The sequence below is a fragment of the Mycobacterium sp. 1165196.3 genome (assembly GCF_001673415.1).
Lineage (GTDB): Bacteria > Actinomycetota > Actinomycetes > Mycobacteriales > Mycobacteriaceae > Mycobacterium > Mycobacterium europaeum_A.
Window position 1 is genome coordinate 1 of record NZ_LZLU01000091.1, and the last position, 13661, is coordinate 13661.

The following is a 13661-nucleotide window of genomic DNA, read 5'->3' on the forward strand; positions in this document are numbered from 1 at the left end:
GCTGGCCGGCCCGGCGCCCAGCTCGTCGCGCAGCAGGTTGGCCGTCTTGGCGGCCCAGTTGGCCAGCGTCACGCCGGACAGTTCGATGCGCTCGCCGGTGGCGTCGTCGTAGTAGGTGATGCGCGGTCCCACCGGATCGGCCCGCAGCAGCGGATCGAGGATGGCCCCGCTCAGCGTGATCGATTGCGGCACAGGTCGTCAGTTTATGCACTCGGGCTTGTCGGAGCCGGCGGTCAGGATCGGCGATGGCGCCGGAACTCCTGCGTCGGTCGTCACCGCACCGGCGGTCGACACCTTGGCGGGCATGATCGTCGCGTCGCCGGACAGGCCCGAGCCCGGACCGCTGTAGTCGTTGGCCAGCACCACCCGTACCGCGCCCGGCGCCAGCGAGGTGTCGGCGACCACCGGCAGCCCACCCAGTTCCTTGGAGATCTCCTTGGCTCCCAGGTCGTCGCTCTTGGCGGCGCGCACCTGGCTGGTCTTGACGTGCCCGCCGTCGTTGTTGCCGACCGTTCCGGGTGCAAAACCCTTGGCGCTCAACACGTCGGACACCGCCGCGGCCAAGCCGTTGATGTCGGTGTCATTGACGACGCTGGCGGTGGTCTTGGCCGGGGTGTAGGCGATCTCCTCGGTCTTGCCCTGTTCCTGCTCGTGCAGCAGGCCGCCGACCCAGTCGGCGACCTGATGCGGGTCCAGCCGCACCACGCTCTGCATGCCGTCGTCGCTCCAGCCGGCGCCGTCGAGCACCGGGATGGTGGCGAATGCGACGTTGCCACCGGCCAGCTTCTGCATCTGCTGCACGAAATCCATGACGTCCCAACCGGCGGAGATCACCACCGAGCGCTGGACGGCGGCCTCCAGCCGCTTGACCGTGCTGGGGCTGGACAGCGTCTGCCCGGAGATGACCCGGTGGGCCAGCGAGGCCATCACCACCTGCTGGCGCACCACCCGGTCCAGGTCGCCGCGCGGCAGCTCGTGGCGCTGACGCACGAAGCTGAGCGCTTCGGGGCCGCTGAGTCGTTGCGGGCCGGCGGGGAAGTCGGCGCCCGAAAGCGGTTCGAACACCGGCTCTTTGAGGCAGACGTCGACGCCGCCGAGGGCGTCGGTGATCAGCGAGAAGCCCAGCAGGCCGATCTCGGCGTAGTGGTCGACGGTGACGCCGGTGAGGTCGGCGACGGTCTTGATCAGCGCCTCGCGGCCGGCCTCGGTGCCCTGGGCGGCCGCGTCGGCGGCGGAGTCGCCGGCCCTGACCAGCGCGGCGCGCTTGGCCTCCCGGGTCTGGCCGTAGACGCCGTTGATCTTGGTCTTGCCCAGGCCCGGGGCGGCGACGTAGGAGTCGCGCGGGATCGAGATCGCGGTGGCCGACTTCCCGTTGTTAGGGATGCGGATCAGGATGATCGTGTCGGTGTTGGTGGCTTCCTCGTCGCCGGCCTTGAGCGTGTCCAGCTCCTCCTGGGTCAACGGGTTGCCGTGCGCGTCGGTACGGCTGTCGAGGCCGACCAGCAGGATGTCGATCGCGCCGTCGTCGCCGCCCTTGCCCAGCGAGGGCGCGGACATGTGAAAGATGCCGTCTTCGAAGGACCGCACATTGGTCCACGCGATCCCGGTGCCGAGGACGACCGCGAGCGTCAGCGCGGTGGCAATCACACGAACCACACGTTGCACAGGCATCCCACTACATTACTTGCGACACAGGAGCTTCACGGGTAGCCGGCGCCCGCGCGCCCCGGCCTTCGTCCCGGCGTTTCGGGCCATGCCAAACTGAAAACCATGTCAGCCAGGATCGTGATCGCCGGCGCCGGTGGGCAGCTGGGCGGCTATTTGACCTCGTTGGCGGCGACTCAGGGCCGCGACGCGCTGGCGCTGACGTCGTCGCAGTGGGACATCACCGATCCCGCCGCCGCGCAACGGATCGTGCAGCGCGGCGACGTCGTCATCAACTGCGCGGCCTACACCGACGTCGACGGCGCCGAGAGCGACGAGGCCGGCGCGTTCGCGGTCAACGAGACCGGCCCCGGCCACATCGCCGCGGCCTGCGCGAAGGCCGGCGCCCGGCTGATCCACGTCTCCACCGACTACGTGTTCAACGGGGATTTCGGCGGCGCCGCGCCCCGGCCGTACGAGCCCACCGATCGGACCGCGCCGCAGGGCGTGTATGCCCGCAGCAAGCTGGCGGGGGAGCGGGCCGTGCTCGCGGCGCTGCCCGAGGCGGTCGTCGTCCGCACCGCCTGGGTCTACACCGGCGGCACCGGAAAGGACTTCGTCGCGGTGATGCGCCGCCTGGCCGCCGGCGACGGCCCGGTAAACGTGGTCGACGACCAGACCGGCTCGCCGACCTACGTCGGCGACCTGGCCGCCGCGCTGTTGCAGATCGTCGACGACCGCGTGCCGGGCCCGATCCTGCACGCCGCCAACGAGGGCGCCTGCTCGCGGTTCGAGCAGGCCCGCGCGGTTTTCGAGGAATGCGGCGCCGACCCGGCGCGGGTGCGACCGGTCTCCACCGCACAGTTCCCGCGGCCGGCCCCCCGGCCCCCTTACACCGCGCTGGGCAGCGGCCAGTCCGTCGCGGCGGGCCTGCGGCCGCTGCGGCCCTGGCGCCCCGCGCTTGCCGCGGCGCTGGCCGCCGCCCGCGCAGGCACGGATGGCGATGGCGGGGCCGAGCGGCCGGTACCCTCTACGCGTGACTGACGTCCTGCCGGTCGTGACGGTGACCTACTCACCGGGCCCACACTTGGAGCGCTTCCTGGCCTCGCTGTCGCTGGCCACCGAGCGCGAGGTGTGCGTGCTGCTGGCCGACAACGGCTCCACCGACGGCACCCCGCAGGCGGCCGTCGATCGCTACCCCAACGTGCGGCTGTTCCACACCGGCGCCAACCTCGGCTACGGCACAGCGATCAATCGGGCCGTCGCGCAACTGGACCGCGACGGCGACTGGGTGATCGTCGCCAACCCCGACGTGCAGTGGGGACCGGGTAGCATCGACGCGCTGCTCGACGCCGCGGCGCGCTGGCCGCGCGCCGGAGCGCTGGGGCCGCTGGTCCGCGATCCCGACGGGTCGGTGTACCCGTCGGCGCGCCACCTGCCCAGCCTGATCCGCGGCGGCATGCACGCCGTCGTCGGGCCGTTCTGGAAGAGCAATCCGTGGTCGGCGGCCTACCGCCAGGAGCGCCTCGAGCCCAGCGAGCGGCCGGTGGGCTGGCTGTCGGGCTCGTGCCTGCTGGTGCGCCGGTCGGCGTTCGGCCAGATCGGCGGGTTCGACGAGCGCTACTTCATGTACATGGAGGACGTCGACCTGGGCGACCGGCTGGGCAAGGCCGGCTGGCTTTCCGTCTACGTGCCGTCGGCCGAGGTGCTGCACCACAAGGGCCACTCCACCGGCGGGGACCCGGCCAACCACCTGGCCGCGCACCACAAGAGCACGTATCTCTTTCTCGCCGACCGGCATTCCGGCCGGTTGCGCGCCCCGCTGCGCTGGACGCTGCGCGCCTCGCTGGCGGTGCGGTCGCGCCTGATGGTGCGCAGCGCGCTGCGCGCGGCCGGGCGGCAGAAACTCCTAGAAGGGCGACACTGAGGTGGCTGATCTGGTGGGGGGTCCGCAAGTCGATGTGGTGATCCTGGTCGGGGGCAAGGGCACCCGGCTGCGGCCGCTGACGTTGTCGGCGCCCAAGCCGATGCTGCCCACCGCCGGATTGCCGTTCCTGACCCATCTGCTGTCGCGGGTCGCCGCGGCGGGCATCGAGCACGTCATCCTCAGCACGTCGTATCAGGCGGCGGTGTTCGAGGCGGAGTTCGGCGACGGCTCCAAGCTGGGCCTGCAGATCGAGTACGTCACCGAGGAGCGGCCGCTGGGCACCGGCGGCGGAATCGCCAACGTCGCAGGGCATCTGCGGCACGACACGGTAATGGTGTTCAACGGCGACGTGCTCTCCGGGGCCGACCTGGGTCAGATGCTCGACTTCCACTCCGCGCAGGAATCCGACGTCACCCTGCACCTGGTCCGCGTCGGCGACCCGCGGGCGTTCGGCTGCGTGACCACCGAGGAGGGCCGGGTGACCGCGTTCCTGGAGAAGACCCAGGATCCGCCGACCGACCAGATCAACGCCGGCTGCTACGTCTTCTCGCGCGCGGTGATCGACCGGATCCCACGCGGCCGTGAGGTGTCGGTGGAACGCGAGGTGTTTCCCGCGCTGCTGTCGGATCCCGACGTCAAGGTCTGCGGCTACGTCGACGCCAGCTACTGGCGCGACATGGGCACCCCGGAGGACTTCGTCCGCGGCTCGGCCGATTTGGTGCGCGGCATCGCGCCCTCGCCGGCCCTGCACGGCCACCGCGGCGAGCAGTTGGTGCACGACGGCGCGGCGGTGTCGCCGGGCGCGGTGCTGGTCGGCGGGACGGTCGTCGGGCGCGGCGCCGAGATCGGCCCCGGCGTGCGGCTGGACGGCGCGGTGATCTTCGACGGCGTCAAGGTCGAGGCGGGCAGCGTGATCGAGCGCTCGATCATCGGCTTCGGCGCCCGCATCGGCCCCCGGGCGCTGATCCGCGACGGGGTGATCGGCGACGGCGCCGACATCGGGGCGCGCTGCGAGCTGTTGCGCGGCGCCCGGGTGTGGCCGGGTGTCTCGATTCCCGACGGCGGGATCCGCTACTCGTCCGACGTCTAGGGCTGAATCTGCTGAATGTGAAACTAACTTCACACTCGGCGGCCAGCGTGAAGTTAACTTCACACTCGGCGGGCCTGGGCCCGCTCGACCAAATACGCCAGCGCGTAATCCGTTCCGTCCGGTAGGGCGTCGACGGGCCACCACCTCAGATCGTCGGACTCGTCGCTGATCGCGATCCGCGCCCCCGCCGGCGCGTGCGCGACGAATTGCAGATCCAGATGGCGGGTCGGCACCCCCAGCGAGCAGACCACTGGATGCACGTGCACCGCGGCCAGCCGCGGTGGCATCCGCAGCCCGTCGATACCGGACTCCTCGGTGGCCTCGCGCAGCGCCGCGGCGACGATGTCGGCGTCGCCGTCGTCGCAGTGACCACCCAGCTGCACCCACCGGCCCAGGCGGCGATGCAGGGTCAGCAGCACCCAATCGCCGGAGTGGTCGAGCACCAGCGCCGACGCGGTGACGTGGCCGGGCACGCACTCGCGGCGGCAGGCATCGCTGCGGGCGTGCACGAAGGCCAGCACGGCGTGCCGCACCGAATCCTGGGCCGCGTCCGGGGGATCCCAGCCGGACAGCATCGCGATCGCCGACTCCCGGACGCTCATCGCGACCCCCGCCGATTGCGCCTGTCCCGCAGCGACGCCCACGCCGCACGGCAGCCGGCCACCACCTCGGCCGGCAGGCCCAGACCGTCGATCAGCACGCGCCGGTCGACGACGTCGAGCGCCTTGTCGATCTCGTTGGCCTTCAGCAACAGGTCCACGTCGCAGGCCAGCCCGGCATCGGCGAGCGCCGGCGGCGGAATGGGCAGCTGCTCGGCCTCGCGGGGCTCGAGCTCCAAAACGCCCCCGCCATAGCTGCGGCCCAGGATCTCGGCGAACGCGAACGTCGCGCTGTTGTGGAACACCGCGGCCAGCGCGGCCGGATCGACGGGGACATCGGAGCCGGCGGTCAGGCGCACCCGGTGCACGGTATCGGTGCTCGTGGCCGCCGCGGCGTTGACGGTCAGCCGCGGCGCCCGGTGAATCTGGCGCAGCAGGAACAGGTCGGGCTGCCACGGCGACGGCGTGCGCCACCAGGGCTTGCGGATCGAGCACTTGTAGCCGCGGTGCACCCCGGCGGCCTCACCGGCGCGGATGTGGGCGCTCAGCGCGGCGTCGGCCGGCTCGGGCGGCGCGTTGAGCAGCCAGCTGCGGTGCCCGGCGGCGACATCGCTTGTCCGGCAATCGGTGTCGTAGATCAGCCCGGACAGCTGGGCGCTGCGCGAAACGAGCGGGACGCAGTGCGGCCGCAACCCCAGCTCCCCGGCCCGGGCGTCGGTGAACGTGAAGAAGGCGTTGCGCCCGGTCACGATGCCGACGTCCACCTCGGCGAACGAGCCGAGCTTCGACAGGGCGCCGGAACCCTTGAGCTCGCGCAGCAGCCCGATCGCGGCGGGGTCCAGAAAGTACTTGGTCCACTTCTCGTTTTCGTGCAGCAGCGCGGGCGCCCATTCGGCGTCCAGGTCCGCGCGCGCCAGCGCCTCGGCGTCTCGCAGGTGCACGGTGCGGATGCGGGCGGGGCCGGGGCCCACCACGCCGCAGAACAGCACGACCTCCTGCAGGATGCCGTCGAACACCAGGCGCTCGAAGGTCAGCAGGGTGATCTCGCGGAATCGGCTCAGCAGGAACTCGCGCAACTGTGCGGCGTAGGTGACCTGGAGCAGCTCGGCCGGCAGCACCAGACCCACCCGTCCGCCGTCGCGCACCAGCACGGTGCTCGCCACCACGAACGGAACCCAGGCGTTGGTCAGCCGGGTGGGGCGCAGGCCCTCGCGCCGCATCACCTCCAGCGCCGGATCGCGCTGCGGCGCGGGCCAGTTGCCGAACCGGATGTAGGGCGGGTTGCCGGCGACGCCGTCCCAGCCGCCGGGTTCGGCGGTGGCAAGCCAGCCGAACAGGCTCGCGTTGTCGACGGGCGCGAACCGGCGCGACTTGGCCGCCTCGCCCGCGATCAGCTCCACACCGCGGACCTCGTCGCTCAGGCCGGCCAGCTCGCGCAGGATGGCGCCGTCACCGCAGGAGGGCTCGACGATCCTGGGCCCGGCCTCGCGGACCCAGCCGGCCAGGAAGCGGGCCACCGGCGCGGGGGTGTAGTAGCCGCCGCGGAGCTTGTCGGCCGTGGCCGCCGCCTTGCCCGCGAACGTCATGGGCTCAGTATCTTTCGAAAATCCGGCATCACTTGCGGATCAGCAGATCACCGGTGTCCGCCGGATCGCGCGGCCCGGCCGGTTCGGCGGCGTAGCCGATGGCGATGGCGCCCAACGGCTCCCAGTCGGCGGGCAGGTCGAGCTCGGCGCGCACCAGGTCGGCGGCGAAGATCGTCGAGCCGATCCAGCAGCTGCCCACCCCGCGCACCGCCAGCGCGACCAGCAGGGCCTGCACGGCCGCACCGACCGCCACGGTGAACATGGTGTGCTCGGCGTCGGTGCGCGCGGCGTCGGGGTAGGAGTGGGCGCCGTCGGGCACCAGGAACGGGATGACGACCTCGGGCGCGTCGTAGAGGATCTGGCCGCGCGCCACCCGGCGGTCGATCGAGTCGGCGGGCCGGCCGTCACCGGCGAGGTCGGCGCGCCACTTGTCCTTCATGCGGTCCAGCAGCCGGGTCCGGGTGGCCGGGGTCCGCAGCCAGACGAACCGCACCGGGCGGGTGTGGTGGGGCGCCGGCGCGGTCAGCGCCTCGGCGACGGCGGCCTCCAGCAGGTCGGCGGGCACCGGCTCGGCGCTGAACCGGCGCACCGACCGGCGCAGCAGCTGCGCCTCGCGCCGGCCCATGTCGAGGGCCTCGGCGGTGCCGAGCCAGAACAGGTCCTCGGTGCCCGGCCGCAACAGCCGCCGCGCCGTCGACCCGTCGTCGGTCACGGACAGCCCGCGCACCACCGCGACCGGCATCGCGGTCAGCTTGCCCTTGACCAGGTCGGCGGCCGCGGCGATCTCGTCGGCGATCGCCACCTCGGTGACCAGCAGCTCGTTGCCGTGCTGGTCGACGGCCCCCGAATAGCCGTGCAGCACAGCCAGACCCGCCGCGCCCACCGCCGCGTCGGTCTGGCCGTTGCGCCAGGCGCGCCCCATCGTGTCGGTGATGACGACGGCGACCTCGACCCCCAGCCGCTCGCGCAGCGCCGCGCGCAGCGCCGCGGCGCTGCCGTCGGGGTCGACCGGCAGCAGCGCCAGTTCGTCGCGCCCGACGTTGGACCCGTCCACGCCCGCGGCGGCCTGCACCAGGCCGATCCGGTTCTCGGTGATCAGGGTCCGGCCCTTGCGGGCCAGCACCCGGACGGCCTCGTCGTCGACCAGCTTGCGCCGCAGTCGGTCGCGCTCCTCGGGATCGCGCGGCGCCGGCACCAGCCGGCCCTCGCACTTGGACACCACCTTGCTGGTGACCACCACGACGTCGCCGTCGCGCAGCCACGGCGCGACGGCGGCCAGCGCCGCGCCCAGATCGTCGCCGGGCCGGAATTCGGGCAGCCCGGCCACGGGCAGGATTTCGATCGCGGCGGCGGCGCCGTGCTCGCCGGCGCGCGTCACGGGCTCACCCCCGCCAGGTCCAGTCCGGCGCGGACCATCTCGGCGGTCGCCTTGGGATCGGTCATCACCAGCGGCACCGAGCGCATCGCCACGCCGTCGATGTCGGCGCGATCGTCCTCGCTCACCAGCCAGCCGTCCAGGATGCCGGTGTCGCGCCGGGCGCCGTAGTGGCGGCCGACCGCCTCGGCGGTGGACTCGACCCCGATCACCGACAGGCAGGCATCGGCCATGCCGCGCAACGGCTTTCCACCGATGATCGGCGAGTAGCCGACGATCGGGGCGCGCGCCGCGCGCAACGCGCCGCGGATGCCGGGCACCGCCAGGATGGCGCCGACGCTCACCACCGGGTTGGACGGCGCCAGCAGGATGACGTCGGCGTCCGCGATGGCCGCCGTGGCATCGGTTGTGGCGGTCGCCTTTTCGGCGCCGACGAACGCGAAGCTGTGGGTGGGCACCTGGGCCCGGTAGCGCACCCACCACTCCTGGAAGTGGATGGCCCGCCGGCTGCCGTCGTCGGGATCGGTTATCACCACGTGGGTCTCGCAGCGGTCGTCACTGGCGGGCAGCAGCCGCGCGCCGGGCTGCCAGCGGTCGCACAGCGCGGTGGTGATCCGCGAGAGGGGATAGCCGGCATTGAGCATCTGGGTGCGCACCAGGTGGGTGCCCAGGTCCCGATCGCCGAGTCCGAACCAGTCCGGCTGCACCCCGTAGCGCGCCAATTCCTCTTTGGCGTGCCAGGTTTCGTCGCGGTGACCCCACCCTCGCTCCGGATCTACACCTCCACCTAAGGTGTACATGCAGGTGTCCAAATCGGGGCAGACCCGCAGTCCGTGGATCCAGGCGTCATCGCCAATGTTGACGATCGCCGTCAGCTCGTGACTGCCGGGTTCCGTGTCCGGACGCCGTTGCGTTTGAAACTGACCGAGCCCAAACAGCTGTTGAACCCCCAGCAGGAAGCGGGCGCCGCCAACCCCACCGACCAGAACGGTGACCTTCACATTGCACGACAGTACTGTCCGGCGAGCGTGCCGTGGCGGGCCCGTCGGGGCTGCCTCAAAGTTGCGGTTCCCCAGCGCTTGTGGGCAACGTGTGGGAAAGTTGAGGGCTGTGTGATCGACACGCCGAAGGCGCAAGACAACAGAAACGCCGAAATTCGATCACGAGATGGTATGGAAATGCGCCGAAGTGCTTGACCCGGCAGATCAACCCGTGTCTAATCACAACAGTGTCATTTCCCGGTTGGCCGGCCGACTCCGGTGTCGCAGACCGAGATTCGATCACTTGTTCGAATTGTCTGTACATCAGAACAGTGGGAAACCAATCACTCTCTCTCCAATCAAGCTGAGGAGGCGGACGACCGTATGTCTTACGAAACTTTTCGAGGCGCCATGGCGAGCACGCCGCACACTGACATCGACCCGGCACTGGACCGCCCCGCTCGGCCCCATTTGACCGTGGTCCCTGATGCCCCAATCGCTTTCGAGCCCGAGCCCATGCCCGAGCCGGCCGCCGATCAGTGGCAGGACCGGGCGCTGTGCGCCCAGACCGACCCCGAGGCCTTCTTCCCCGAAAAGGGTGGTTCCACCCGCGAGGCCAAGAAGATCTGCCTGGGGTGCGAGGTGCGTCATGAGTGCCTCGAGTACGCCCTCGAGCACGACGAGCGCTTCGGCATCTGGGGCGGTTTGTCCGAACGCGAGCGCCGCCGCCTCAAGCGCGGCATAATCTGACGCACGCTGATTGCAACGCGCGCTGAGCGTTAAGCCTCCAGCGCTCCACGCGCGACGCGCAGCGGAAAAGTTATTCGTCGTCGATTGTCGGATCGATGACCGACGGCTCAACGTCGAGATAGATGGCGACCTGGGCCACCAGGATTTCGTGCAGCAAGTCGCCGAGTTCGACGGTGTCCTTCGCCCGTCGTTCAATCGGCTTGCGGAACAACACAATTCGCGCCCGCGTGGAGTTACCGCGGATGTCGACGCCGGCCGGGATCAAGCGCGCCAGCGGGATCGGCCCGTCGGCGATCACCTCGGGTGGCCACTGCACACTGTCGGGATCCTTGGCCGAGATGCGCGGAATCTCGTCGACCGCCACGTCCAGTTCGCCCAGCCGGTCGGCCCAGCTCCGCTCGATGGGTTCGTAGGCCTCCAGCACCGCCATGTCGAACCGCTCGGCGCGGCTGCGCCAGCCCGGCACGGTGGGGGGCAACAGCGGGCCGCGCATATCGCGCCCGCGGCGGAAGGGTCGATGGGTCGCGGCTCGGCGCGGCGCCGATCCGTCGTAAAACCGATCTCTTCGCGGGGAGCTGCGCGAATCGCCCACGCGCCGATGGTAACGGTTGCACATCGAGGGCCGGTCGGTTGCGCGTGTCCGGCGCTTCGGGGGCGTTTGCGCACGATAGCCTTTCGCTCGTGAACGTTCCCCGTCGCTGTTGCCGGCCCGGGTGCCCGCACTACGCCGTGGCGACCCTGACGTTCGTCTATTCGGACTCGACGGCAGTCGTCGGTCCGTTGGCGACCGCGCGGGAACCGCATTCCTGGGACTTGTGCGTCAACCACGCCGGCCGGATCACCGCCCCCCGCGGATGGGAGTTGGTGCGCCATGCCGGCCCGCTGCTCGCCGAGCCCGCCCACCCCGATGAGGACGACCTTGTCGCCCTCGCCGACGCGGTGCGCGAGGGAAGCAATCGCGCCGCGCCGTACGCCGTGACACCGGTGAACGGCTTCGCCGATGCGCACATCCAGCACGGCGGCGCCCAGGCCACCGCGCCCAGCAGCAGCGTGCTCGCACCGCCCGAGCACCGGTCCGGACGGCGCCGCGGGCATCTGCGCGTTCTGCCCGATCCCAGCGACTAGCTAGCCTCTGGTTCGTGGCCCGATAGGCTGACGGCCAAGAGTTCACGTCGTCAGGAGTCCCGCATGTCTCGGCCCGCCGCGACAGTCCACCGTGTCGTCAAGGCGTACGACGTGCGTGGGCTGGTCGGCGAAGAGCTCGACCAGCCGCTGGTCACCGATCTCGGCGCAGCCTTCGCCAAACTGATGCGCGCCGAGGGCGCCGGACAGGTCGTGATCGGCCACGACATGCGGGACAGCTCGCCTGCGCTGGCCGCCGCGTTCGCCGACGGCGTGATACGCCAGGGGTTGGACGTGGTGCGCATTGGCCTGGCATCCACCGATCAGCTCTACTTCGCCTCCGGGCTGCTGGACTGCCCCGGCGCGATGTTCACCGCGAGCCACAACCCGGCGGCCTACAACGGCATCAAGCTGTGCCGGGCGGGGGCGAAGCCGGTCGGTGCCGACACCGGACTGCGGCTGATCGCCGACGACGTGATCGCTGGCGTCGACGGCTACGACGGCGACCCCGGCACCGTCAGCGATCGCGACGTGCTGGCCGACTACGGGCAGTTCCTGCGGTCGCTGGTGGACACCGCCGGGCTGCGCCCGCTGCGGGTGGCCGTGGACGCGGGCAACGGCATGGCCGGCCTGACCACGCCCGCGGTCCTGGGCCCGATCGGCTCGATCACGTTGCAGCCGTTGTACTTCGAGCTGGACGGCTCGTTCCCCAATCACGAGGCCAACCCGCTCGACCCGGCCAACCTGACCGACTTGCAGGCCTTCGTGCGCGAGACCGGCGCCGACATCGGGCTGGCGTTCGACGGAGACGCCGATCGCTGCTTCGTGGTCGACGAGCGGGGCAACCCCGTGTCGCCGTCGACGGTGACCAGCCTGGTGGCCGCCCGCGAGCTGGGCCGCGAGATCGGCGCGACGATCATTCACAACGTGATCACCTCGCGCGCGGTGCCCGAACTGGTCGCCGAGCGCGGCGGCACGCCATTGCGGTCCCGGGTGGGGCACTCCTATATCAAGGCGCTGATGGCCGACACCGGCGCGATCTTCGGCGGCGAACATTCGGCGCACTACTACTTCCGCGACTTCTGGGGCGCCGACTCCGGGATGCTGGCGGCGCTGTACGTGCTCGCCGCCCTCGGCGAGCAGGACCGCCCGCTGTCGGAGCTGACCGCGGACTACCAGCGCTACGAATCCTCCGGCGAGATCAACTTCACGGTGGCCGACGCGGCGCGATGCACCGAAGCGGTGCTCAAGTCGTTCGGCACCCGGATTCACTCCCTCGATCACGTCGACGGGGTGACGGCCGACCTCGGCGACGGCAGCTGGTTCAACCTGCGCAGCTCCAACACCGAGCCGTTGCTGCGGCTCAACGTGGAGGCGCGCACGGCCGAGGACGTGGCCGCGGTCGTCGCCCAGATCAGCAACGAGATCAGCGCGGCCTCGGCCAACGGGTCGGGCGCGAAGGCCGCGCCGTGAACGCGACCCGGGCGGTCGATCTCGAGGACACCGACGGCCTGCTGGCGGCCGACCGCGACGGCCTGCTGCGCGCGGCGTCGTCGGCGGGTGCGCAGGCGCGCGCGATCGCCACCGCGGTCGACGAGGGCGCGCTGGACCCGCTGCGCGCCGACGATCGCCCGCGCAGCGTCATCTGGGTGGCCGGCCGCGGTACGGCCGAGAGCGCCGGGACGATGCTGGCCGCGACGCTGGGTGGAGCGGCGTCGCAGCCCTTCGTGTTGGCCGGCGAGGCACCGCCGTGGGTGGGCCCGCTCGACGTGCTGATCGTCGCGGGCGGCGATCCCGGCGATCCGGCGCTGGCCGCCGCGGCCGCGACCGGTCTGCGCCGCGGCGCCCGGGTGGTGGTGGCGGCGCCGTACGAGGGCCCGCTGCGCGACGCCACCGCCGGGGGCGCGGCGGTGCTGGCGCCCCGGCTCTGGGTTCCCGACGAGTTCGGGCTGTGCCGGTATCTGGCCGCCGGCCTGGCGGTGGTGCACGCCCTGGACCCGCGACCGACCGTCGACCTGGGCTTGCTCGCCGACGAGCTGGACGCCGAGGCGCTGCGCAACAGCGCCGCCCGGGAGCTGTTCACCAACCCGGCCAAGCTGCTGGCCGCGCGGATCGCCGAGCGCCAGATCGCGCTGGCGGGTGATGGCGCCGCGACGCTGGCGCTGGCCCGGCACGGCAGCTCGGTGCTGTTGCGGGTCGCCAACCAGGTGACGCCGGCCACCGGGCTGGCCGACGCGCTGGTCGCCCTGCACGCCGCGGCGTCGGCTGGTTCCGGGGACGGCTTCACCGATCCCGACGCTGCCCTCTTTCACGACGAAGAGATCGACGGACCGCTGCCGCAGCGGTTGCGAATACTGGCCGTCGTCCTGGCGGCCGAGCAGCCGGGCGTCGCCGCCCGCACCGCCGGCCTGGACAACGTCTACCTGCTCGCCGCCGAGGATGTGCCCGACGGGCCCGGCGGCTCGGCCGGCTACGGCGTTTCGCCGGCGCTGGGGGGCCCCGGTAGTCCCGAGCAGCAACTGGCAGTATTGGCCGTCCGACTGGAAATGGCCGCGGTTTATATGCGACTGGTGCGGGGATAGATACAA

General features: G+C 71.5%; 14 protein-coding genes. 7 read left to right on the forward strand and 7 right to left on the reverse strand.

The genetic code is table 11. The annotated features are described in order from the left end of the window. Positions 1–192: TIGR03089 family protein (locus A5659_RS09470; RefSeq protein WP_255362933.1), on the reverse strand; the 192-nt coding region annotated here is incomplete at its 3' end. A gap of 6 nt (positions 193–198) precedes the next feature. Beyond that, positions 199–1671, reverse strand: a complete 1473-nt coding sequence (locus tag A5659_RS09475) for an LCP family protein (protein ID WP_066868482.1) — start codon at positions 1669–1671, stop codon at positions 199–201. A gap of 99 nt (positions 1672–1770) precedes the next feature. Between A5659_RS09475 and rfbD the strand changes: the two genes are divergently transcribed. Genes rfbD through A5659_RS09490 form a run of 3 tightly spaced genes read left to right on the forward strand, consistent with a single transcriptional unit; the run spans position 1771 to position 4661 of the window. Continuing rightward, positions 1771–2688, forward strand: a complete 918-nt coding sequence (gene rfbD, locus A5659_RS09480) for a dTDP-4-dehydrorhamnose reductase (RefSeq protein WP_067180639.1) — start codon at positions 1771–1773, stop codon at positions 2686–2688. After that, the gene (locus A5659_RS09485; RefSeq protein ID WP_156748942.1) at positions 2648–3571 is read left to right on the forward strand and encodes a glycosyltransferase family 2 protein; all 924 of its coding nucleotides are present in this window, start codon (positions 2648–2650) and stop codon (positions 3569–3571) included. The genes rfbD and A5659_RS09485 overlap by 41 nt, the downstream gene beginning before the upstream one ends. Before the next feature lie 13 nt (positions 3572–3584). After that, entirely contained in the window at positions 3585–4661 is a 1077-nt protein-coding gene (locus tag A5659_RS09490) for a sugar phosphate nucleotidyltransferase (RefSeq protein WP_066868502.1), read from the forward strand. 59 nt (positions 4662–4720) lie between these two features. Here A5659_RS09490 and A5659_RS09495 read toward each other — a convergent pair whose 3' ends face one another. From A5659_RS09495 to cofD, 4 genes are read right to left on the reverse strand one after another with little or no spacing between them, the layout of a single operon-like run. After that, positions 4721–5263, reverse strand: coding sequence for an NUDIX hydrolase (locus tag A5659_RS09495; RefSeq protein ID WP_067180643.1), 543 nt, complete (start codon positions 5261–5263; stop codon positions 4721–4723). Further along, positions 5260–6846 carry a class I SAM-dependent methyltransferase gene (locus tag A5659_RS09500; RefSeq protein ID WP_067180646.1) on the reverse strand — a complete coding sequence of 529 codons (1587 nt, stop codon included), beginning with the start codon at positions 6844–6846 and terminating at the stop codon, positions 5260–5262. Before A5659_RS09500 ends, A5659_RS09495 begins: the two co-directional genes overlap by 4 nt. A 28-nt stretch (positions 6847–6874) precedes the next feature. Next, positions 6875–8224: a coenzyme F420-0:L-glutamate ligase gene (locus A5659_RS09505; protein ID WP_067180649.1), complete on the reverse strand. Its 1350-nt coding sequence runs from the start codon at positions 8222–8224 to the stop codon at positions 6875–6877. Continuing rightward, positions 8221–9222, reverse strand: a complete 1002-nt coding sequence (gene cofD / locus A5659_RS09510) for a 2-phospho-L-lactate transferase (RefSeq protein WP_067180652.1) — start codon at positions 9220–9222, stop codon at positions 8221–8223. The genes A5659_RS09505 and cofD overlap by 4 nt, the downstream gene beginning before the upstream one ends. Before the next feature lie 390 nt (positions 9223–9612). On the opposite strand from cofD, the gene A5659_RS09515 reads away from it, so the two are divergent. Then, on the forward strand, positions 9613–9951 hold the full coding sequence (locus A5659_RS09515; protein WP_066868492.1) for a WhiB family transcriptional regulator: 339 nt from the start codon (positions 9613–9615) through the stop codon (positions 9949–9951). A 70-nt stretch (positions 9952–10021) separates the two neighbouring features. Here the strand turns inward: A5659_RS09515 and A5659_RS09520 are convergent, their stop codons facing one another. Further along, entirely contained in the window at positions 10022–10444 is a 423-nt protein-coding gene (locus A5659_RS09520; RefSeq protein WP_066868494.1) for a metallopeptidase family protein, read from the reverse strand. A 188-nt stretch (positions 10445–10632) separates the two neighbouring features. On the opposite strand from A5659_RS09520, the gene A5659_RS09525 reads away from it, so the two are divergent. The 3 genes from A5659_RS09525 to A5659_RS09535 all read left to right on the forward strand — a co-directional run bounded on the left by A5659_RS09525 (position 10633) and on the right by A5659_RS09535 (position 13655). Continuing rightward, the gene (locus A5659_RS09525; protein WP_197497961.1) at positions 10633–11076 is read left to right on the forward strand and encodes a DUF3499 domain-containing protein; all 444 of its coding nucleotides are present in this window, start codon (positions 10633–10635) and stop codon (positions 11074–11076) included. Positions 11077–11139: 63 nt separating this feature from the next. Next, entirely contained in the window at positions 11140–12546 is a 1407-nt protein-coding gene (locus tag A5659_RS09530; RefSeq protein ID WP_067180654.1) for a phosphomannomutase/phosphoglucomutase, read from the forward strand. Then, positions 12543–13655, forward strand: a complete 1113-nt coding sequence (locus A5659_RS09535; RefSeq protein ID WP_067180657.1) for a TobH protein — start codon at positions 12543–12545, stop codon at positions 13653–13655. The genes A5659_RS09530 and A5659_RS09535 overlap by 4 nt, the downstream gene beginning before the upstream one ends. Positions 13656–13661: the final 6 nt, after the last annotated feature.